At 63.9% G+C, this 20,130-nt stretch carries 21 protein-coding genes and 1 pseudogene; 10 read left to right on the plus strand and 12 right to left on the minus strand.

Annotated features, from left to right (window positions below; all coding sequences use genetic code 11):
• Positions 1 to 2: 2 nt before the first annotated feature.
• The 4 genes from KBZ14_RS03415 to KBZ14_RS03430 are packed head-to-tail and all read left to right on the plus strand — an operon-like array spanning position 3 to position 3,719.
• Entirely contained in the window at positions 3 to 1,046 is a 1,044-nt protein-coding gene (locus tag KBZ14_RS03415; RefSeq protein WP_255116906.1) for a sulfate ABC transporter substrate-binding protein, read from the plus strand.
• A gap of 5 nt (positions 1,047 to 1,051) precedes the next feature.
• Positions 1,052 to 1,876 carry a class II glutamine amidotransferase gene (locus KBZ14_RS03420; RefSeq protein ID WP_255116907.1) on the plus strand — a complete coding sequence of 275 codons (825 nt, stop codon included), beginning with the start codon at positions 1,052 to 1,054 and terminating at the stop codon, positions 1,874 to 1,876.
• Positions 1,876 to 3,207: a chromate efflux transporter gene (gene chrA, locus KBZ14_RS03425; protein WP_255116908.1), complete on the plus strand. Its 1,332-nt coding sequence runs from the start codon at positions 1,876 to 1,878 to the stop codon at positions 3,205 to 3,207. Before KBZ14_RS03420 ends, chrA begins: the two co-directional genes overlap by 1 nt.
• Positions 3,208 to 3,260: 53 nt before the next feature.
• Positions 3,261 to 3,719 carry a DUF2721 domain-containing protein gene (locus tag KBZ14_RS03430; RefSeq protein ID WP_255116909.1) on the plus strand — a complete coding sequence of 153 codons (459 nt, stop codon included), beginning with the start codon at positions 3,261 to 3,263 and terminating at the stop codon, positions 3,717 to 3,719.
• On the opposite strand, the gene KBZ14_RS03435 is transcribed toward KBZ14_RS03430, so the two are convergent.
• The 6 genes and pseudogenes from KBZ14_RS03435 to KBZ14_RS03460 all read right to left on the minus strand — a co-directional run bounded on the left by KBZ14_RS03435 (position 3,693) and on the right by KBZ14_RS03460 (position 7,125).
• Positions 3,693 to 4,112 (minus strand): thiol-disulfide oxidoreductase DCC family protein, encoded by a 420-nt coding sequence (locus KBZ14_RS03435; RefSeq protein ID WP_255116910.1) that lies wholly within the window; start codon positions 4,110 to 4,112, stop codon positions 3,693 to 3,695. The two genes, KBZ14_RS03430 and KBZ14_RS03435, sit on opposite strands and share 27 nt — an antisense overlap.
• Positions 4,113 to 4,114: 2 nt before the next feature.
• A complete protein-coding gene (locus tag KBZ14_RS03440; RefSeq protein WP_255116911.1) occupies positions 4,115 to 4,366 on the minus strand; it encodes a hypothetical protein in 252 nt (83 codons plus the stop codon).
• Between the two features lie 26 nt (positions 4,367 to 4,392).
• Positions 4,393 to 4,506, minus strand: a pseudogene (locus tag KBZ14_RS03445) (IS630 family transposase); the annotation flags it as partial.
• A gap of 638 nt (positions 4,507 to 5,144) precedes the next feature.
• A complete protein-coding gene (locus KBZ14_RS03450; RefSeq protein ID WP_255116912.1) occupies positions 5,145 to 5,417 on the minus strand; it encodes a BrxE family protein in 273 nt (90 codons plus the stop codon).
• Positions 5,418 to 5,461: 44 nt separating this feature from the next.
• Positions 5,462 to 6,751: a type II toxin-antitoxin system HipA family toxin gene (locus KBZ14_RS03455; protein WP_255116913.1), complete on the minus strand. Its 1,290-nt coding sequence runs from the start codon at positions 6,749 to 6,751 to the stop codon at positions 5,462 to 5,464.
• Positions 6,752 to 6,783: 32 nt separating this feature from the next.
• Positions 6,784 to 7,125: a helix-turn-helix domain-containing protein gene (locus KBZ14_RS03460; protein ID WP_255116914.1), complete on the minus strand. Its 342-nt coding sequence runs from the start codon at positions 7,123 to 7,125 to the stop codon at positions 6,784 to 6,786.
• A gap of 128 nt (positions 7,126 to 7,253) precedes the next feature.
• Between KBZ14_RS03460 and KBZ14_RS15810 the strand changes: the two genes are divergently transcribed.
• The 5 genes from KBZ14_RS15810 (at position 7,254) to KBZ14_RS03485 (ending at position 13,412) form a co-directional block, all read left to right on the plus strand.
• The gene (locus KBZ14_RS15810) at positions 7,254 to 8,783 is read left to right on the plus strand and encodes a DUF6880 family protein (protein WP_255116915.1); all 1,530 of its coding nucleotides are present in this window, start codon (positions 7,254 to 7,256) and stop codon (positions 8,781 to 8,783) included.
• Between the two features lie 205 nt (positions 8,784 to 8,988).
• Positions 8,989 to 10,191, plus strand: a complete 1,203-nt coding sequence (locus KBZ14_RS03470) for a vWA domain-containing protein (protein WP_255116916.1) — start codon at positions 8,989 to 8,991, stop codon at positions 10,189 to 10,191.
• A gap of 57 nt (positions 10,192 to 10,248) precedes the next feature.
• Positions 10,249 to 11,826 carry a hypothetical protein gene (locus KBZ14_RS03475; protein WP_255116917.1) on the plus strand — a complete coding sequence of 526 codons (1,578 nt, stop codon included), beginning with the start codon at positions 10,249 to 10,251 and terminating at the stop codon, positions 11,824 to 11,826.
• 952 nt (positions 11,827 to 12,778) lie between these two features.
• Positions 12,779 to 13,114: a hypothetical protein gene (locus KBZ14_RS03480; RefSeq protein WP_255116918.1), complete on the plus strand. Its 336-nt coding sequence runs from the start codon at positions 12,779 to 12,781 to the stop codon at positions 13,112 to 13,114.
• 13 nt (positions 13,115 to 13,127) lie between these two features.
• Positions 13,128 to 13,412 carry a 4a-hydroxytetrahydrobiopterin dehydratase gene (locus KBZ14_RS03485; protein WP_255116919.1) on the plus strand — a complete coding sequence of 95 codons (285 nt, stop codon included), beginning with the start codon at positions 13,128 to 13,130 and terminating at the stop codon, positions 13,410 to 13,412.
• Between the two features lie 12 nt (positions 13,413 to 13,424).
• Here the strand turns inward: KBZ14_RS03485 and clpB are convergent, their stop codons facing one another.
• Together clpB and KBZ14_RS03495 are read right to left on the minus strand one after the other, a co-directional pair.
• Entirely contained in the window at positions 13,425 to 16,055 is a 2,631-nt protein-coding gene (gene clpB / locus KBZ14_RS03490) for an ATP-dependent chaperone ClpB (RefSeq protein WP_255116920.1), read from the minus strand.
• 126 nt (positions 16,056 to 16,181) lie between these two features.
• A complete protein-coding gene (locus KBZ14_RS03495) occupies positions 16,182 to 16,565 on the minus strand; it encodes a hypothetical protein (RefSeq protein ID WP_255116921.1) in 384 nt (127 codons plus the stop codon).
• A 512-nt stretch (positions 16,566 to 17,077) separates the two neighbouring features.
• On the opposite strand from KBZ14_RS03495, the gene KBZ14_RS03500 reads away from it, so the two are divergent.
• Positions 17,078 to 17,284, plus strand: coding sequence for a DUF8662 family protein (locus KBZ14_RS03500; protein WP_255116922.1), 207 nt, complete (start codon positions 17,078 to 17,080; stop codon positions 17,282 to 17,284).
• Here the strand turns inward: KBZ14_RS03500 and KBZ14_RS03505 are convergent.
• The 4 genes from KBZ14_RS03505 to hemE form a co-directional block, all read right to left on the minus strand.
• Positions 17,277 to 17,498: a Nif11 family protein gene (locus KBZ14_RS03505; protein WP_255116923.1), complete on the minus strand. Its 222-nt coding sequence runs from the start codon at positions 17,496 to 17,498 to the stop codon at positions 17,277 to 17,279. The genes KBZ14_RS03500 and KBZ14_RS03505 overlap by 8 nt on opposite strands.
• 141 nt (positions 17,499 to 17,639) lie before the next feature.
• On the minus strand, positions 17,640 to 17,981 hold the full coding sequence (locus KBZ14_RS03510) for a c-type cytochrome (RefSeq protein WP_255116924.1): 342 nt from the start codon (positions 17,979 to 17,981) through the stop codon (positions 17,640 to 17,642).
• Between the two features lie 76 nt (positions 17,982 to 18,057).
• On the minus strand, positions 18,058 to 19,062 hold the full coding sequence (locus tag KBZ14_RS03515) for an NAD-dependent epimerase/dehydratase family protein (protein ID WP_255116925.1): 1,005 nt from the start codon (positions 19,060 to 19,062) through the stop codon (positions 18,058 to 18,060).
• Complete coding sequence (gene hemE / locus KBZ14_RS03520; RefSeq protein WP_255116926.1) at positions 19,059 to 20,117, minus strand: uroporphyrinogen decarboxylase; 1,059 nt, start codon at positions 20,115 to 20,117, stop codon at positions 19,059 to 19,061. The genes KBZ14_RS03515 and hemE overlap by 4 nt, the downstream gene beginning before the upstream one ends.
• Positions 20,118 to 20,130 lie beyond the last annotated feature (13 nt).

The following is a 20,130-nucleotide window of genomic DNA, read 5'->3' on the forward strand; positions in this document are numbered from 1 at the left end:
ACGTGGCAATCACCTCGTCTCGGTTGCGCCCACTTCTGTTGGCCCTGGGCGGCTCGCTCCTGTTGGTGTCCTGCGGTTACTCCAAGGCCCCCTCCGCTAAGGATGGTGCCGGTGGGCAGCAGGAATTGCTGGTCGTCAGCTACGCCGTGACCAAGGGGGCTTACGACCGCCTTCTCCCTAAGTTCGTGGCCGACTGGAAAGCCAAGACCGGGCAGGAGCTCAAGATCCGCACGAGCTACGGCGGATCGGGCACCCAGACCCGCGCCATCATTGATGGCCTGGATGCTGATGTGGCCACCCTGGCACTCTCGGCAGATGTGCTCAAGCTGCAGAAGGCCGGTCTGATTCAGCCCGGTTGGGAGAAGGAGCTGCCTAGCGAAAGCATCATCACCAACTCAGCGGTGGCCTTCCTGACCCGGCCTGGCAACCCCAAGGGAATTCGCACCTGGAACGATCTGGTCAAGCCCGGCGTCACGGTGGTGACGGCCAACCCCAAGACCTCTGGCGGCGCTCGTTGGAACTTCCTGGGGCTCTGGGGCTCGGTCAGCCAGGCTGGTGGCAGCCAGCAGCAGGCTGAGGATTACGTCACCAAGGTGTACCAAAACGTCGAGAACCTGCCCAAGGATGCCCGTGAGGCCTCCGATGTCTTCCTGAAGCGGGATCAGGGTGACGTGTTGCTGAACTACGAAAATGAAGCCATCCTGGCCACCAAAACCGGTGATCTCAAGGCGCCCTTTGTGGTGCCGGAGGTGAACATCCGCATCGAAGGCCCCGTTGCCGTGGTGGATAAGGTGGTGGATCGCAAGGGCACCCGCAAGGCTGCTGAGGCCCTTGCTGCTTATCTCTTCACCGATGAGGCCCAGCAGATTTTCGCCGATGAGGGTTTCCGCCCCACCAATCCCACCGTGTGGGAACGGGTAAAGACGCGATTTGCGCCTGTGAAGCAGTTTTTCTCCGTGAATGATTTCGGCGGCTGGACCCAAGTGAATAAGGAGTTCTTCGACAACGGCGGCCTCTGGGACCGCTTGTTTGCCAAGTCGCGCTGATCCGGATGTGTGAACTGCTGGCCCTCAATGCCAACACTCCCACCGACATGGGGTTCTCCTTTCGCGGGCTGAGCCGTCGCGGCGGTGCCAGCGGCGAACATGCCGATGGCTGGGGGTTGGCCAGTTTCACTCCCGATGGCTCCGGGCTCAATTTGATTCGGGAGGACGCTCCTGCCGCCTTTTCTGGCCTCGCCGATCAGTTGGCGGACCGTTCGCCCAAGTCGCTGGTGAGCATCGCCCACATCCGCAAGGCCACCCAGGGATCGGTGGCTCTGGAGAACTGCCACCCCTTTGCCCGCAGCTGGCAGGGGCAAACCTGGGTGTTCGCCCACAACGGCAACCTCAGTGGAGATATCCCCGTGGGGGATCTCTACCGCCCGTTCGGCTCTACCGACAGCGAGGCTGCCTTTTGCTGGCTCCTCGAGCAGCTCGATCAATCCGGTGTGGATCCTCTCGATGGGCTGTTGCTGTTTGAGCAGCTGCACCGCTGCGCTGCCGAGCTGGCCGAACGGGGCACCTTCAATGCCTTGATCAGCAATGGCCAATGGCTCTTTGCCACCGCCACCAGCCGCTTGCACTGGCTGACGCGCCGGGCCCCCTTTCACAGCGCCACCCTGGTGGATCCCCCGCTGCAGGTGGATTTCTCTGTGCTCACCACGGCCAACGATGTGGTGACTATCCTCAGCACCGAGCCCCTCACCACCGACGAGTACTGGCAGCCCTTTCTCGCCGGTGAATCCCTGTTCTTCTGCGCCGGTGCGCTGCAGCAGCGCCGTCGCCATGGTGTGCGCCCGGCTCCCATGGAAGCGGTGGCCGTGCCCGGCGAATGATGGAGCCTGTCAGCCTCGCCGATGCCTCCCGTTTTTGGCTTCAGCTGGGGCTGGTGAGCTTCGGTGGGCCTGCAGGCCAGATCGCCCTGCTCCACCGTGAGCTCGTGGAGCGGCGGCGCTGGCTCTCGGAGCAGCGCTACCTACATGCCCTCAATTACTGCATGTTGCTGCCGGGTCCTGAGGCCATGCAGCTAGCCACCTATCTCGGCTGGCTGATGCACGGTGTGCCCGGAGGGCTGATCGCCGGTGCTCTTTTTGTGCTGCCCTCGGTGTTCGTGCTCACCGCACTGGCCTTCATCTATGCCCTCTGGGGGCAGCTGCCGCTCCTTGTCTCCGTGTTTGCGGTGCTGAAGCCCGCGGTTTTGGCCATTGTGGTGATGGCGGCATGGCGAATCGGCAGTCGCACCCTTCGCACTCCCCTGCTGGTGGGGCTGGCGATCACGGGGTTCCTATCCCTCACCCTGCTCAAGCTGCCCTATCCGCTGCTGGTGCTCACCGCTGGTTTGATCGGCGTGTTAGCCGCCCGTTGGCGACCCTCCTTGCTGCTGGCGATCAAGTCCCACGGAACCGGATCGAACACCGCTCGGCAGGATCAGCCTCGCCCCCTTCATGACGACGACTCCGAAACCCCGAACCATGCCCGCTTCTCAAAACGGCGGCTGGCGGTGACGCTGCTGGTCTGGGCCTTGGCGACGCTCTTGCCCCTGGCCGCACTGGCGAGTTTTGGCGGTTGGAACGGCATCCTGGCGGTGATGGGCCGCTTTTTCACGCGCGTCGCGCTGCTCAGCTTTGGTGGGGCTTACGCGGTGCTGCCCTACGTGGCCCAAGGGGCGGTGGAGCAGTTCCAATGGCTCTCGGCCTCCCAGATGCTCGATGGCCTGGCCCTGGGAGAAACCACTCCTGGCCCGCTGATCATGGTGGTGGCCTTTGTGGGCTTCATGGGCGGCTGGAACCAGGGCCTCGGCGCTGGCGTCGGCAACTGGCCCCTAGCCATTGCAGCGACACTGGTGACGGTCTGGTTCACGTTCCTACCGTCGTTCGGGTTCATCCTGGCCGGGGCTCCGCTGGTGGAAGCCAGTCGCGGCGATCTGCGCTTTGGCGCACCGCTGAGTGCCATCACCGCTGTGGTGGTGGGTGTGATCGCCAGCCTGGCGGTGTTCTTCGCTGGGCCGGTGCTCTGGCCCTCCGGTGTCTTCAATCCCGCCGCAGCCCTGGTGGTGGCCCTGGCGCTCTGGGCCCAGCTGCGGCTGGGCTGGAGCGTGCTCCAGGTGATCGGCGGCGCTGCTGCCGTTGGTGCGCTCCTGGCCCTGCTCACTCCGCTGCTGGGCTAACCCGCGGCTGGCGGCCCCCGGTGTGCCTCGCTTGAGTGGGTGGGCCAAGGCAGGTGCCTGCTGTGTTCGATCTCCCCCTGGCTGTGATCGCTGAGCCCCGGGATGGCTCGCCCGTGCTGGGTTTGGCCCGGGCGATTCAGCTGTCGGTGGCGCCGGTGTTCCTGCTCACTGGCATTTCCGCCCTTTTGGGGGTGTTGAGCACCCGGCTCACCCGCGTGCTCGACCGCGCCCGCCACCTCCAGAGCCAAACCCTGCCGACCAAGGGCGACGACCTCCAGGTGTTGAAACGCAGGATGCGGCTGCTCACCCGGGCGATCGAGAGTGTCACCGTGACCGGCGTGCTGGTGGCGGCCGTGGTGGCGGTCACCTTCGTGAGCGCTGTGGCGGTGGTGGACCTTGCCGCGATTGTGGTGCCCCTGTTTGTGCTGGCGATGCTCAGCCTGATCGGCGCCTTGCTGTTGCTGCTGCGCGATACCCAGATCGCCTCAGTGTTGATTGAGCGGCGGTTCTGAACGGCAGGCGCAGAGCGTGTCGAGGTCCGGGCGGCGGGTGAGGGCCAGGCGCCAGTGGGCCCAGAGGCCGTAGAGCCAGCCCGCCAGGGTCCCCACCAGGGGCCAGGTGGTGGGCGCATAGAGCCAGCCCAGGCCGATCAGCTCATAGGCAGCCCGGAACACGGCCAGGTCCTGGAGCACCGTGCCATCGGCACCCAGGGCATGGATTCGTCCCATGGCCTCGCGGTAGCTCACCCCGCCATGGTCCGATGGGTTGTAGGAGGCTGCATCAATGTCCACGAAGGCGAGTCTGGGGGCCTCGGGGTGCAGCGCCAGGTCGCGCCGCTGCAGGAATTTCACCTCGCGCAGGCAGAGCGGACAGCCCCCGTCGTAAAGCAGGGTGAGAGCGGCCACGGTTATTTCTTCCGGCAGTATTCGCCGCCCACGTTCATCCAGCCGGAGGGGCAGGCCTGGCCATTGGTGGGTTGCACCGTGTACTGCATCAACCCGAAGGTGCTGCATTTGCCGTTCAAGGTGTCCACATAACCCATGGGGCAAATGTTTCCCAGCTTTGGCACCACCCGTTGGGCTTGGACAGGGGCGATCGAACCCGCCAGCACCAGCAAAGCGCTGAGGCTGAGCAGGGCCTTGGTGCGCAGAGGGGTCATGGCGCTGTGGACTTCTGCCTGCAAGCCTAATGTCCCGTCCCGGAGACTTGCGTGCAAACTCGCTGGAGCTTCTCCAGGATTGAATCCGCCGTGGCGGACCAGTTGAACGGCGCCTTCGCCTTGTTGTAGGCGGCTACGAACTACTCGTGGCTTCCTGAAATAGTGCAGGCCAACTGCGCTGCAGTGGATCCGAGTAACTTTTGGCGGTAAAATATTCTTAAACGGGCGCAATTGCGCCCAAAAGCCGCCCAGAGTTTTCCACGTGTATCAGGGCTGACTGAATGTCATCTCATCGAGTTCCTGCAGTGCTGGGCGCCGACCCAGCCGAGCGTCCGGCCGATGTCATGCGCCACTGCCATCAGACCAGCCCGGATTGAGCGAAAGCCGTTGCAGCGCAACAGGTTGAGGGCCAAGGTGCGCAGCAGGGCCAGCACCTGAACACCATTCCGTTGGCTGTAGCGGTGGGCGTCCTCACCGAGTTGGGTGTCGCGGGGCCAATGCCACTGACGCCATCCGCGAGCGCTGGGTGGGTGCCAGCTGGATCGTTGAGCTGGTCAGCACCGGGGAAGTGCCTGTGGCCGCGGAACTGGGAGAGGATCTGCTGATACAGCCGGCGCTGGTTGTTTTTGACCGTCAGGAGCAAGTCGGCGCCCTGCTCTGTGGCGAGCTGAACAACGCGGCCGAGGTGTGCAGGGCATCTGTCTGGATCAGCACCCCCTCGAGTTCCATCGTGCTCAACAGGGCTTTCAGAGCCGCGCGCTCGTGGGAGTCGCCGGTGTCATTCGATCGCCGCTGGCAGGCTCCATAGGGTTATGCAGCCTGGCGGGTCGAACAGCTCGTGGCAGCGGCTGCGGGCCACCTCGAACACAATCCGTGCTTGGGCAAAGCAATGGGTCTTCGGGAAGCCTCGCTTCAGCACCGAGACGCCGCGAGGTCCCAGCACCCCCTGGGTGTTCCACCAACGCGCTGCGTCCATCTCGCCATGGTGGGCCACCACCAGGCGGAGCTTGAACAGGCGCTTGAAGTCAATCGTGGGGGACGAGCGGCGCATGGGTGGATTGTGCCCGTGCCGGGTGCTGACCAGTGGCCCTGCCATCAGTCCACCACCTCCGGATCCAGCTCCAGCCCCGGGTAGAGGAAGGCGCGGCTGAGCCGCTGGCAGTCGCCGGGGCTCACCGAGGCTTCACGCAGGGTGGCCTCCCAGCTGCTGGCCACGGCGTCGAAGATCCGTGTGGCGATCGCTTCGGCTTCCGCCGGCTTGAGCAGAAAGCGACCGGCCCCGGCCAGAATTGCCCGGCGATTGGCCCAGCGGCTGGGGCTGCGGTCCACCAGGCCGCAGGCCATGGCCAGGTCGCGGCGGGTCTCGGCTTGCAACGGTGCGGGCGTGAGGTCGTAGGCGGGGCTGAGCTGCCAGCTTGTTGACCTGGCCAGCAGCGCATGGTTGCGGGGGTGGTCGTCGATGTTCGAGACCGCGGCGTTGAAGCAGATCCGGCCGAACAGCTCCCGCAGATCCACCGTCGGCTGAGCACTGACGCGGCGCAGCTCATCGGCGAGCAGCAGATACGACCACCTGCCGCGATCGGTGGCGCTGTCATCAGCCTGCAGCAGGGTGATGGCGCTGACCATGCGATGGCGCCGGTATCCGTTCACGCTCCAGTCGCGGTCAAAGCGCTTGACCAGCAGCACATCGGCGTTTCCCACTCTGGTGAGGAGGCTTTCGGCCACCTGCAGCCCGCAGCGGCGGGCCAGCAACAGCAGGCCGTGCTCCACCCGTGGCTGGTTCCAGGTGTCAGAAGGCGCCGGGAACTTGGCCAGCCAGAGGGCGTTATCGGCCTCCACGGTGGTCTTGGGGCGGGCGCCGCCCATCGACGTGCCGGCCTGGCCAATCAGTTCCTCCACCTGCTCCAGGGCCGAGCCTGCGCGTAGGGGTTCCTCGCGGAGGATCGCATCAGCCGCCTGCTTGATGCGCTCCAGATCGAGGGTGCGGTGGAAGCGGCGCTGTGGCGCCGGTGGATCAACGCCGCGGCCAAAGCCCACCGCACCGCAGCGATCGTCCGGTCCGAGCAGCAGCAGATCGAAATCGCTGGGCTCCCCCAGGCCGCCATGGCGAGCGATCACCCGGCGTCCCCAGTGATCCGGCAGGGCATCGCGCAGCGCCCCGAAGAAGCCCCCCAGGCGGGCCCTCTCGAAGGGGCCCTGTCGCAGCCTCAGCTGCACCGGATCGAGCTCCACCGCGTCCGGCCGCTCCCGGTAGCGGCGGCCATAAACGAACGTGCCCACCGGCTGCCCCTGCCGATCGCGGCTCTGCGAAAACCGGCCCGCCGTGACGAACGCCGTGCTGCCCGGCAGGACCACATAGACGTAGCACTCGAGATCCGATGGCATGAGAGGAGAGCGCTAGAGCTGGGCGAGGAGGATCAGAAGTCGTCGTCGAAGCGTTGACGGCGAGGGGCCTGGCCGGGCTGGCGAGCGGCCTCCAGGGCCTTGCCTTCCGCATCCCGGTCGGGATCGGCCACTTCGGCCAGCTGATCGAGCAGCCCCAGCACCCAGAGGGCACCGAGGTAGGCGGCTATCGAGGTGCCGGGCTTGCCGCGCTCCACATCGGCCACGGTGAAGCGGCTCACGCCCATCCGCTCGGCCACATCCTCCAGGCGCCAGCGGCGCCGCAGCCGGGCGGTGCGGATGTTGCGGCCCAGCCTCTGCAGGGCCTGCTCCAGGGCCGCCGGCGGGTGCTGAACGAGGGGACTGAGCTGGGGCAAGCCGTCGAACCGAGCACGAAGGTGGGTTATGACAGCTTAAACGGCTTATAGGTTGCCTGATGGCACCATGAGCTACCACGGCAGAATCGGGGCCCTCTCCTGGGGCGTCGTTCCGTGGCTCCCTGCCGGTGCCCCGTTCCCCCGCCCTGACCAGCCAGACCCTGATTGCCCTGGGGCCCGAGCGACTGGCGGAGCTGCTGCTGGAGCTGGGCCGGCTCACCGAGGCGGCACCGCTTGACCCCGCCACGTTGGCGGAGCAGGTGTTCGAGGCCTTCTGTGACAACGGCTATGGGGTCTTCGACGGGGTGATTGGGCAGCTGAAGCAGGCGCTTGGGCCGGAGGGTCTGGCGCTGCTCAAGTCCCGGTTCGAGCAGCTGGCCGAGCAGCCGGTTCCAGTGCCGCCGCGCCAGGAGTGGCAACAGGTGGGCTGGGGCTCCGGCGGCCCCACCTACGCCCATGAGCGCGAGGAAAGCTCGCGGCAGTGGACCGTGAAGCTCGGCCTTCAGGACGTGACCACGGCGATGGGCGACATCGATGCCTACATCGCCCAGTACACGCCAGAACAGCAGGGCTATCCCCGTATTGCCGCTGGCCTTCCTCAGCGGCAGGACGAGGCCCAGGCCACCCGCTGGAACTTGTTTGCGCGCTGCTTCCGCAGTGACGTGCTGCGGGACTACCTCGATCGCCTGCCGGCCTTCGAGGATGCGCCGGCGGAGCTCATGCTGAACCGCCGCAACCAGCTCGATGGCGACCACTACACCCTGACGTCATCACCACCGCAAGCACCCGCAGCTGATGGCTGCACATCAACGCTGACCCATCCGCCTCGGACCTCCATGACGCTCAAGCCCGCCGACCTGATGGCCTACCTAAGGCGGCTGGTCGACCATCAGATGCTTCTCAGCCCAATGATCTGGGGCCCGCCGGGAATTGGTAAATCCAGCATCGTCGCCCAGGTAGCCGAGGCCTCGAACCTGGCCTTCATTGATGTGCGCCTCAGCCAGCTGGCACCCACGGACTTGCGTGGGCTGCCCGTAGCCATTCCCGCCAGCAAGACCAACCCCCAGAGCGGCATATCCGCCTGGTACCCGCCGGAATTTTTGCCGCGGGAAGGGCGTGGCATTCTCTTCCTCGATGAGTTGAACATGGCTCCCCCAGCGATGCAGGGAGTGGCCCAGCAGCTGATCCTCGACCGGCGTGTCGGCAGCTACGAGGTCCCGATGGCTGGTTCATCTGGGCGGCCGGAAATCGCAAGGAGGACCGGGCCTCAGTGTTCGAAATGCCGGCGCCCCTGGCCAACCGCTTCCTGCACCTCAGTGTCGGAGCGGACTTCGACAGCTTCAAGGCCTATGCCCTCAATCGGGGGCTGGCGGAGCCAGTGCTGGCCTTTCTCTCCTTCCGGTCAGGGCTCCTGCACCAGATCAGTCTCAAGGAACCAGCCTGGCCCTCGCCGCGCAGCTGGGAGATGGCCAGCCGACTGCATCTGGCGGGACTGGACGTCGACTCGGCGGTTGGCGAAGCTGCGGCCTCCGAGTTCCGGGCTTATCTCAGGATCTATGACCATCTCCCGAATCTGGAGCGGATTCTGGGAGGTAAAGGTGCGGGCATCCCCTTCCCCGAGGAACCCTCGAGCCGCTACGCCACCACCCTGGGGCTGACGCTGCGGGCCTCGGACGCCGATCAGGGACTCCGCGCCTTCGAGTGGCTGGTTGAGGCTGCGCCAGCTGAGTGGGTCCAGCTGTTCGCCAGTGACCTGATCGGCCAGATGCGGCGCAAGGGTCAGCTGGGGGCGCTGGCCCAACGCGTGGCAAAGGAGCCTCAGCTCCAGCAGTTTTTACGGGATTACCGGGAGCTCCTCCGTCAATGACAGGAGGACATGGCGGGTTCGATGCGCTGATCAGTGCCACGCGGCTGCGCTTGCGGATCCATGCCCCGTTCTTTGCTGCGCTGGCCCTCTTCGCCGAGATCCGGTTTACCGAGGCGGTGGCGATCGCAGCCACCGATGGCCGCACCCTCTACTTCAATCCGGATGCCTTTCAGGCTCTGACGCCCGCCGAGCGGGATGGCCTGTTCCTGCACGAACTGCTGCATGCTGCGCTGATGCACCCCATCCGTCGGGGGACTCGCGAGCTTGAACGCTTCAACATCGCGGCCGATATCGTGGTGAACGGCATGATCGTTGCCGACGGCAACACCCAGGTGCCAGCTGGAGCGGTTCATCGGCCCGACTTGGAGCATCTGAGCGCCGAAGAAATTTACGAGCTTCTGCACCAGCGGGGCGAGACAATCACGCTGCCCTTGTCAGATCTGCTTGCCGGGGGACCCGCCGAGACGAGTGGCCAGGGAGATGTCGATGCTCTTGCAGGCAGAGGAGCCCAGGCAGCCGGTAGCGGTGATGAGCTGATGGGGCTGCATGCGCGCCAGGCTTTGGAGGCTCACTGGAAGCAGGCGATTCAGCAGGCCCACGTTATGGCCCGCAGCCAGTCCCGCGGCGATTTGCCGATCGGCATCAGTCGTCATCTGCTGGCTGTGGCTGAGCCGGAACTGGATTGGCGAAACCAGCTCTGGCGCTACCTAGTCCATACTCCCAACAATTATTGTGGCTTCGACCGGCGCTTCTTCTACAAGGGTCTTTACCTCGACTGGCTGGAAGGTGAAAGCGTTGAGGTGTTTTGCTGCATCGATACAAGTGGCTCGGTGGGTACAGAAGAACTTGGACTATTCATGGGCGAATTGCTCGGCATTCTCTCGGCCTACCCGATGCTGCGCTGTCAGCTTTGGTATGCAGATGCCGACTGCTACGGTCCCTACTCGCTGGATGTCGATTCGGAGATTCCCATGCCGGAAGGGGGTGGCGGAACCAATTTCTGTCCCTTCTTCCGCGCTGTGGTTGATACCTGGAGTCGCCATCAGGAGGCAGTATGCATTTACCTCACCGATGGCTATGGCTCTTTCCCCGAAACCGAGCCAGAACTTCCGGTGCTCTGGGTTGTGATCCCCGGCGGTTTGGATTCCTCAGAATTCCCGTTTGGTGAGGTGGTGCGACTGCGGGGCCATCCCCCCTGAACTGCCTCCAGCTTTATCCGCCCCGTTTGTTGTTCACCTTTTCTTGAGATCTGAGTCATGTCATCTGATGCAACCACACCCGATCTCCGCGCACAGGCGCTGAACCCAGAGACGCCCCTAGAGGAACTCCTGACGCTGGCGGAGGACTACCCGAATGAGGTGCTCCGCAACCCAGTATTCGATCTCCTGCTGGTGGAGGACCCCGGCTTCCTCAGTCGGATGAGCGGTGCCGCTCAGCTGGCCATTCTCAAGGCCGATGGCTGTCCTGAATTCGTACGATCGCTGTTCGCAATCGGTAAGATCACCGTCTGGGCTCTTGAAGGCTACGAGGGGGAGTCGCATTTTTACGATTACACGCTTGATGACAAGGTGGTGCGACTCAAGGGAGTTGCGGGGGGCTGCGAGTGGTCCGAACTCATCCTGTCCCCTACCCTGGTGCCCTACTTCGTCGGCACTCTTCAGGATGAAGTGGAGAACGGCTATGGGGAACACCCAGCCACGACTTCTTTCCTGAGTGCGGTGCATCACCATTCCGAACAGACCGAAATTGGTGATTCGGGTAAAGACAAGCGTTACTTCATTCCTCCCACAGGTGCAGACGAAGGGACTGTCTTTCTGGATGGCAAGGAATACACCATTTATCGGGACCCCAAAGACCGGGACTGGAAGCGCCAAGATGCCAGCAAGATCAAGGATCTCAAGGCCATCGCCGAGCATTTCTTCCCGGCCTACGACGAGGGTGAACTGGATTACCAGGATGAATACGATGACAACGTGCGTCGTCCTTGGGAATATGACCACGTTGAGGGTTTCGAACTGTGCTGTAAGGCGGGACAGGGTTCTGTTGAGTTTGTTGAAGCTTCTGAAGATGAACTGCTGGAATTGACCTGGCAATTACCAGTCGCTGCACCCGAAGCGATTGGGGTGCTGGTGCATACCCCTCTGGGGGTCTGCGGAGACTACGGTCTGTTTGAGGAGATCGAGCAGCCTGAAGACATCGATGAGGTCGCCGACTTGGACGAACTGCGCTCACGCATCGAGGAGGAAGAGACTTGGGCCGAAGAGGTGGTCGAAACGTTCAGTCGTTTCGGCCAGCAGCTCCTGGCGAATATCTGCATTCTCGGTGTGGAGGATCCCGGACTGGTGAAGGTTCTGGTGCGCCCCTCAGATTCACCAGAACTCTTCGCTTCCCTTCATTACTGTGGTGGGCAGTCCTTCGCCTCGGGAAGTGTAGAGGAGGAGGATGTCCGCTTCCGTCTGGATGGGAATGAGTGGATAGCTCTGACTACTCTCTTGGAGGCGATTAGCGAGACAGGAGTATGGCGTGATCGTCTACTGTTCTCCGTTGCCACAGCAGATATCGAATTCAACTTCTGCGCTCCGGCCCAGACAACCTATATTAAGGGAAGTCTGGGCTGCGAGTTCAGTGCAGCCGTTGATCTGGATCTGGAACTGATCCAATGTCTGCCGCTGATGGATAATGAGCACGTCTGTATCCTCCAAGGCTATGACCATGGTGAATTCGAGACGGGCATCATGAACTGCGGCTTCTCTGGCGGTGGCTACACCTACACCCACCGTTCCCTGGAAGGTACCGTCTGGGAAGGGCTCGGGCTTGAACCGGCAAAGCCCTGAGTCGCCCCAGTCCCCTCGACTGCTGCAGGAGGCCATTCAGGTCTCTCTGCAGCGGCAGGGCCAACGGATTCTGAAGCGATACCACTACCCCCATGCCCGGGAAAGAGAGACTGCCCTGGATCGTCTTTCGCGCTGGGTGGATTTTAGTCGTGACTCCCCAGTGGTTCCTCGCCTCGAGGTCGGAGCGGTGCAGCTGTCCTCATCGGGGCTGACCGTTGAGGTTATTCAGGAATGCTGTCGTCGTTTGCCCCATCGCACTGGTACGGCAATGCTGCCTTATCTGGAACAATTGCAGGATGCTCTCGAGCAAGCCTGGGCTTCCGGGCTTGTTCACGGGGATCTCAACCGGAAGAACATTTTGTTGACGGCCTCGGGGTACCAACTTGTAGATATCGAGCCTTTGGTCTGTGTTCCACTTGCCTCAGGCAGTGTGTATCTACGGACAACACGACCCTATCTCGCCCGTGCCGATCGCGAGAAGGGTTCCGTCACCGTGATGTCCGACCGTTTGGGTTGGAACTGCTTCTCCGCCTGGATCAGAGAGGCTATTTCCCGTCCGGCTCTCGCCGCTAGTCAATTTGAGCCACAACGCCAATGGTCAGCCGACTGTTGTGCCTCTCGCTGATCGCTTGTACGGGTGGCATGCAAGGGAGACGTCATCCACTTGCAGTGATCGATCGTCAATCAAGTGATTGAGCACAAGTGCCAATCAGGAGCGTTGTCGGTGTGGACCATGGCGGACTTGGCGCCAGGACGGTACATCACGGCCACCAGTTTCAGCTCCTGGGCATCTGGCAGGCGATTGATTTCTGGGAGCTTCGCACTGCTGGTAGCACCAGGATGTTGACGCTCCACCTGCTTGGTGATGGAGGTGATGGTCGGCCCTGGCGCTTGGGTCCTTGTTTCCATGGGGCATCCCCGTGGTGAGATGGGGGCGCTAGCCGATTCCACCATGTCTCCCACTGCCGACCCTGTGGCCGCTCTGCAGGCGGATCTGACGGCGCTCCGCCGGGAATTGCGGGAGCTGCGGGGCATCGTCCTGGAGCTGCGGGATGGGGTGTTGGCTGGGCAGTCACCCGCTCGGCAGGCCCCCTCCGCGGTCGGGGGGGCGGCCGCCCTGTTAGCGCGGCGCAATGCTGAGCGTCTGGCTGGAGAGGTCCAGCGGCGCCACGCCCTTGGTCATGAAGATGAGGCCGATACGGAGATGGATCTCCTGATTGATCGGCTGCACGATCTAGCCCTCGACACTCGCGATGGAGCGCTGCGCCAGCATGACCACTTCGGTTGACGTTCCCCTCGCCATGACCGCCGTTCCCCTGAACGCCGCACAGATCACGTCTCTGTCCAGTGAGCTGCCGTTCTGGAGCTTGGTGAACGGCAAGCTGCAGCGGGAGCTCCGTTTTGTTGACTTCGTTGAGGCCTTCGGCTTCATGGCCAGGGTGGCCCTTGTGGCCGAGTCCATGGGTCACCACCCGGAGTGGAGCAACGTCTGGAATCGGGTGGTGATTGCACTCACCACCCACGACACCGGCGGACTTTCAAACCTGGATGTGGAGCTTGCCCGCCGGATTGATCGGCTGCTCTAACCAGCTGTTGGTTTAGACCAACACCGGCAGCTTGGCTGGTTCGCACTGCTGGAACCGTAGGTTGGGCTTCTCGCCAGCGCTGTCCACATCCACGCTGATGGTGTGGCCCGCGGTGAACGTCCCAGCCAGGATGCCTTTGGCGATCGGGGTTTCCAGTTCACGCTGGATGGCCCGCTTGAGCGGCCGGGCGCCATACACCGGGTCGTAGCCCACACCGGCTAACCAATCCAGGGCATCGGCATTGAGCTGTAGTTCCAGCTTCTTGTCCGCCAAGCGCTTGGCCAGCCGCTGCACCTGCAGTTCCACGATCTCGCGCAGTTCCTCCTGCTTGAGGCTGTGGAAGATGATCGTTTCATCCAGGCGGTTCAGGAACTCGGGGCGGAAGTGGCCCCGCAGGGCCTCGTTCACCCGCGCTTCCATCTCGCCGTGGCGAGCCGGATCGCCGGCCAGATCGAGGATGGAGGCGCTGCCGATGTTGCTGGTGAGGATCAGTACGGTGTTGGTGAAGTCCACCGTGCGGCCCTGGCCATCCGTCACGCGGCCGTCATCGAGGATCTGCAGCATCACGTTGAACACATCGGGGTGGGCCTTTTCCACCTCGTCGAACAAGATCACCGCATAGGGCCGGCGCCGCACCGCTTCGGTGAGTTGGCCGCCTTCCTCGTAGCCCACGTAGCCCGGAGGGGCGCCGATCAGGCGGCTCACGGCGTGCTTCTCCATGTATTCGCTCATGTCGATGCGCACCATCGATTCCTCGGCATCGAACAGCTGGCTGGCCAGGGCCTTGGAGAGCTCGGTTTTGCCCACGCCGGTGGGGCCGAGGAACAGGAAGCTGGCGATGGGTCGGTTGGGATCGCTCAGGCCGGCGCGGGAGCGCTGGATGGCATCGGCCACCGCCGTGACGGCTTGGGCCTGGCCGATCACCCGGGTGTGCAGTTCATCCTCGAGGTGGAGGAGTTTGTCCATCTCGCTCTGTACCAGCTTGGCCACCGGGATGCCGGTCCACTTGGCGATCACCTCGGCGATGTCGTCTTCGGTGACTTCCTCACGCAGCAAGGTCTTCTCGCTACCGCTGGCATTGAGTGCCTCTTCTTTGGCCGCTAGTTTTTTGTGCAACTCAGCCAGGGTGCCGTATTCGAGTTCGGCGGCCTTGTTGAGGTCGTAGTTGCGCTTGGCCTGCTCCACCTGCAGCTGCACCTGTTCGATCTCCTCCTTGATCGCGCCGAGCTCATCAATCGAGCCCTTCTCCTGTTGCCATTGGGCGTTGAGGGTGCTTTGCTGCTCGCTCAGGTCGGCCAGTTCCTTCTCCAGGCGCTCGAGGCGATCCCGGCTGGCGGCATCGGATTCGCGCCCCAGGGACAGCTTCTCCATCTCCAGCTGCAGGATGCGCCGATCGAGCTCGTCGATCTGCTCAGGTTTGGAGGTGATCTCCATCTTCAGGCGTGCCGCTGATTCATCCACCAGGTCAATGGCCTTGTCGGGCAAGAAGCGATCGGCGATGTAGCGGCTGCTCAGCACCGCCGCCGCTACCAGGGCGTTGTCGGCGATGCGCACGCCGTGGTGCACCTCGTAGCGCTCCTTGAGGCCCCGCAGGATTGAGATGGTGTCCTCCACCGAGGGTTGATCCACGAACACCTGCTGGAAGCGACGCTCCAGGGCCGGATCCTTCTCGATGTGCTGGCGGTGCTCATCGAGGGTGGTGGCGCCGATGCAGCGCAGTTCGCCTCTGGCCAACATCGGCTTGAGCAGGTTGCTGGCATCCATGGCGCCGCCGCTGGCGCCGGCCCCCACCACGGTGTGGATTTCATCGATGAACAGCACGATCTGCCCCTCGGAGGAGGTCACCTCCTTGAGCACGGCCTTGAGCCGCTCCTCGAACTCGCCGCGGTACTTCGCACCGGCGATCAGGGCGCCCATGTCGAGCGACACCAGCTGACGGTTCTGCAACGCCTGGGGCACATCGCCATTCACGATGCGCTGGGCCAGACCCTCCACGATGGCGGTTTTGCCCACGCCGGGCTCGCCGATCAGCACCGGGTTGTTTTTGGTGCGGCGGCTGAGGATCTGGATTGTGCGGCGGATCTCCTCATCGCGGCCGATCACCGGATCGAGCTTGCCCTCCCGGGCTGCGGCCGTGAGGTCGCGGCCGTACTTCTCCAGGGATTCGTAGGTGCCTTCGGGGTTTTGGTCGGTCACGGTTTGGCTGCCTCGCACAGCTTCGATCGCCTGCCGCAGTTTCGCGGCGTCCACGCCGCACTGCGAGAGCAGTTGTTTGCCGCAGCGGCCGTCGCTGGCCAGGGCCAGCAACAGATGCTCAATGGAGATGTAGCTGTCGCCGAACTCGCCCTTGAGGGTGTTGGCCTGATCCAGGCAGGCATTGAGGTCTTTGCCGAGGTACACGTTCTCGGGCGTACTGCTCAGGCTCGGCTGCGCGGCGGTGTAGGCCTCCACCTTCTGCAGCAGAGTGCCGACATCCACCCCTGCCTTCTCGAGAATCCGACCCGCCAGCCCCTGCTGGCTCAGTAGGGCCGCGACGAGATGGTTGGTGTCCATGTGCTGCTGGCGCTTCTGTTGCGCCAACTGCTGGGCCGCCACGATGGCGCCCCAGGCCTTCTCGGTGAACAGCTCAGCTGTGGGATGCATGGCGTGGTAACTGGGTGCAGAAACCGTATGGGGGCTGGTTGGGATGAGCGGTCAGGAGAACCGAACGGCCCGATTCGGTCCTCTCTCCTGAAGTGAGGAACACCGCCAGAGTTCGCCGGATTGCCGTCAGCGTGGCCTGCCGTTGTAAGAGACATTCACGACGGTGCGTCCATCGGGCGAGATCTGAACATCGGTTTCTCGCGTGGCCGCTGTGCCCAGTTGCTGCCAGCCGGGGGCTCCTCCCCGGAATCGGAAGAAAAAGCCCTGGCTATTGCTTTGCACGAGGCACGAGCCACCGCCATCGGCGGTTTTAAACATGCAGCTTGCTGGCACGTACACCGACAAGCCCCCGTTCGTGGTGATCGCCCAGTTCCGAGCCAGATTCACAGCGCGGACGTTGGCGTCACTCACCTGGGCCAGCATGGGCAGGCCGCTGAACAGCGCGGTCGCTGTGGCAACGCCCGCGGCCAAGCCGCACGCGCCGCGTAAGCCGTGATGCGGTTGCTTCATGACTTGGCCGATGAGGGAGGTAGCCCCTTCAGTGTGGCGAGGTTTCGGCTAATGGGCGCTTGTCGGCGGGTTGATCGCTGCTCAGCAGGTCTGAGTCGGCCTAGGGAGCCGGGAGCTGGGGAGATCCCTGCGGGAGAGTGCTGTCACGCCGAGGCAGGGGGATCACGCCTTGTTCTCCACCACACAACCGCAGGGGGCAACCATCAGGTCCGTAGATCGCATCCCCTGCCGACAGACAGCCCGACTTGTTCTTGGCCGCCACCTCCGAGGGCTTGATCCGCAACGGTTGAAAGGCCGTTGCCGACGGTTTCACAATCAAGGGGCATCTGGCTCCGAGACTGCGTTGTTGCCAATTGATCGCGTCAGGTGTAGGACCCAGCTGAGCCCATGCACGGCTTGGTGCCAGCCCCAGCCCCAGCGCCAGCAGCAGCCCGCCAGTCCAGGCGGTGCGCACGCGGAAGCTGGCAGGGGTCGGCATGATGGCCCACATCGTGATGGGCCCAGTGTGGCGGATGACTGACGAGACGGCCACGGCGCTGGTGAACCAACTGGCCGAAGAGTCGTTTGGCTTCGATGCCACCAGCCGGGATGCCGAGCGCAACTGCTGGTTGGTCGTGCATCGCCATGCCCACGGGGTGCTGCCCAGTGAGTACGACATCCGCGAGGTGCCGGAGGAGCTCTACCTGGCGGTGTTGGCGCGGCGACGCGAACTCAGCTGAGCCTTGCGATCGGGCGCAGCCGGGCTTCGCGCAGAAAGTCTGCGGCCTTGGATTGCTGCTCAACGGTGCTGAGATCCTCCGCTGAGATTCCATAGCCCAGTTGTTGGGCCGTGCGGCCCAACTCCTGCCAGCTGGCACAGCGATGCAGTTGGCGGCTCAGGCCATCAAGCTGCTTGGCATCCTTGATCAAGCGCAGGAGCTCGTGGCGGCTCATGGACTCTCCGCGGGGAGCCCCACCATGACGCCGACCCCTGCCTTTGGGCAGCTCCAGCCCATCAATCATCAGGACAAAAAAAACCGCCCCTGTTGGGGCGGCAAGAGTGTGGGCTGGGTGAAGGCCAACCGCAGCTGGGATTCAGGCCCAGCCCTTCTGAGACATGGACTCCACGTAAGCCGCCACGTCGGCAATGTCGCCGGCGCTCAGCTTGCCGCCGAAGGCGGGCATGGCGTTCTTGCCGTTGGTGACTTGGTACTGGATGGCCTCTTCATGGCCAGTGCTGTAGTTGGCCAGATAGGCCTCGAGGGCATCTTTCTTGAGGGTGCGCTCGGCGTTCACCACGTTGCCGCCACCCATGTGGCAGGCCGCGCAGTTGGCGCTGAAAATTTGGGCGCCGTGGTCGGCATCAGCGGCGAAGCTGGGGGAAGCGCCCAGCACCAGCGTCAGACAAAGAGCGATCAGGGAAAGAAGACGGCGCATGGGTGCTCGTTCAACCCGATCAAGGTAAGGGGCCGCACCCACCTGCGTCGTGGTTGCTGAAGAGGTTCGCAACAATTCAGAGCCTGCCTCGCTGGGGCAGGCCTGCATCTTCAAACACGGCCTCCAGGGTTGGGGCATGGCTCACCAGGCCGAACCGTTCCGGCGGGCTCACGGGCTGGTGCACGAAGTGGCGCTGGCGGATCGAGAAGCGATCCCAGGCATTCACCTCGATGCGCAGCAGCTTGATCAGGCCCTCGATCAGCCAGCCCTGGAGATCCACCCCCATGGGGGGGTACCAACTGCGCCGCCAACGGCAGAGGCGCTGCACCGTGTGATTCACACTCACCGGCGGTTGCCCTAGCACCAGCCGACGCACGGCACCCTGGCCCGGCTCAGGGTTGGCCTGGTGGGGCTGGGTGGCCAAGTGCACGCACACCCGCGCAATATCGGCGGCGTGGATGTAGTGGAACGTGGCCTCGGCCCGCAGCCACTTGGCCAGCCACAGCCAGCGGGCCCCTTCCTTGAGGCCGGCGGTGAGGTAGCTGGTGGGGAAGGGGCCGCTGCCATTCACATTCCCGCCAAAGACCAGGGTGGGAAACACGGCAACGATTCGCTCCGCCAGGGGGTGTTGCTCCAGTTGCTGCAGGCACTGGGCCTTGGTCTGGATGTATTCGGTGCCGTAAGCCATGGCCTCCGGCAGGATCTCCAAATCGCGGCTGAGGATGCTGGCGGTGGAGAAATAGATCACTTGCTCGAGCACCGCCGGGTCGGCGGCGGCGAGCATCTCCTTCACGGCCACCACGTTCACCTGGCGGGCTCGCTCCGGATCTCCCCAGGCCGTGGCGGTGTGGATGATCCGGCTGGCGGAGGCGATCAGGTCCTGCTGTGGGGCCACATCCCGAAGGTCGCCCACCAGCAGCGTGATGCGCGGATCGTTGGCAGGAACGGCCGTGAGCTTGCCGGGATCCCGCAGCCAGAGGAGCAGTTCCGCATCGGTTTCCCGATACAGCTGCTCCGCGATGTGCTGGCCAACGCAGCCCGAGGCCCCCGTGATCAGGATGCGGGCAGGAGCGCTGCTCAAGCGGCCGCTCCGATGCGCTCCATCACACTCTTGCCGGCTTCAAAGAAGGCGCGGCCGTTCTCCTCAGGGGTGCCGGGCAGGATGCCGTGGCCGAGGTTGAGGATGTGCTTGCGGCCGCGGGCCTTGCGCACGGTGTCGTCGATGCGGGCCTGGATCGCTTCGGGGGTGCCGAACAGCAGGCCGGGGTCCACGTTGCCCTGCACACCCACATGCTCGGGCAGGCGGGCCAGGCCCTCGGCCATGTCAACAGTCCAGTCGAGCGACACGATGTCGACACCGGTGCGGGCCATCCGCTCAATCACCCCGGCGCTACCCGAGATGTAGAGGATGAAGGGCGTATCGGGGTGGGTCTGCTTTACGAGATCCACCACCTTCTTCTGGTACGGCGCCGCGAAGGTGTCGTAGTCGGCGGGGCTGAGTTGACCGGCCCAGGAATCGAACATTTGAACCACCTGGGCACCGGAGTCGATCTGGTAACGCAGGTAGGTGGCGATCGATTCAGCGAAGTGATCCAGCAGCCGGTGCAGAAGCGCGGGCTCCTGGAAGGCCATCGCCTTGATCACGGCGTAGTTCTTGGAGCTCTTGCCTTCCACCACGTAGGCGGCCAGGGTCCAGGGGGCGCCCACGAAACCCAGCACGGCGGCCTCATTGCCCACGGCGCTGCGCAGGCGGGTGAGCACCTCGCCCACGAACGGCATGGTCTCGGCCGGTTGCAGGGGCCGCAGCGCCTCCACCTGGGCCAGGTTGCGGATCGGGTCCTGGATGATCGGGCCCTTGCTTTCGATGATGTCGAAGTTGATCCCCATGCCCGGCAGGGGCGTGAGGATGTCGGAGAACAGGATCACGCCATCGGGCTTGAAGGCGTGGAAGGGCTGCATCGAGATCTCGTAAGAGAGATCGGGGTTCTCCGAGCGTTCCCGGAAGCCGGGGTGGCGATCGCGCAGGTCGCGATACACCTTCATGTAGCGGCCGGCCTGACGCATCATCCACACCGGGGGCCGCTCCACCTGCTCACCTCGGGCGGCGCGCAGCAGCAGGGGGGCGGTTCCGGTCATGGGGTGAGTTCGG

The organism is Synechococcus sp. HJ21-Hayes (assembly GCF_024345835.1).
Lineage (GTDB): Bacteria > Cyanobacteriota > Cyanobacteriia > PCC-6307 > Cyanobiaceae > Vulcanococcus.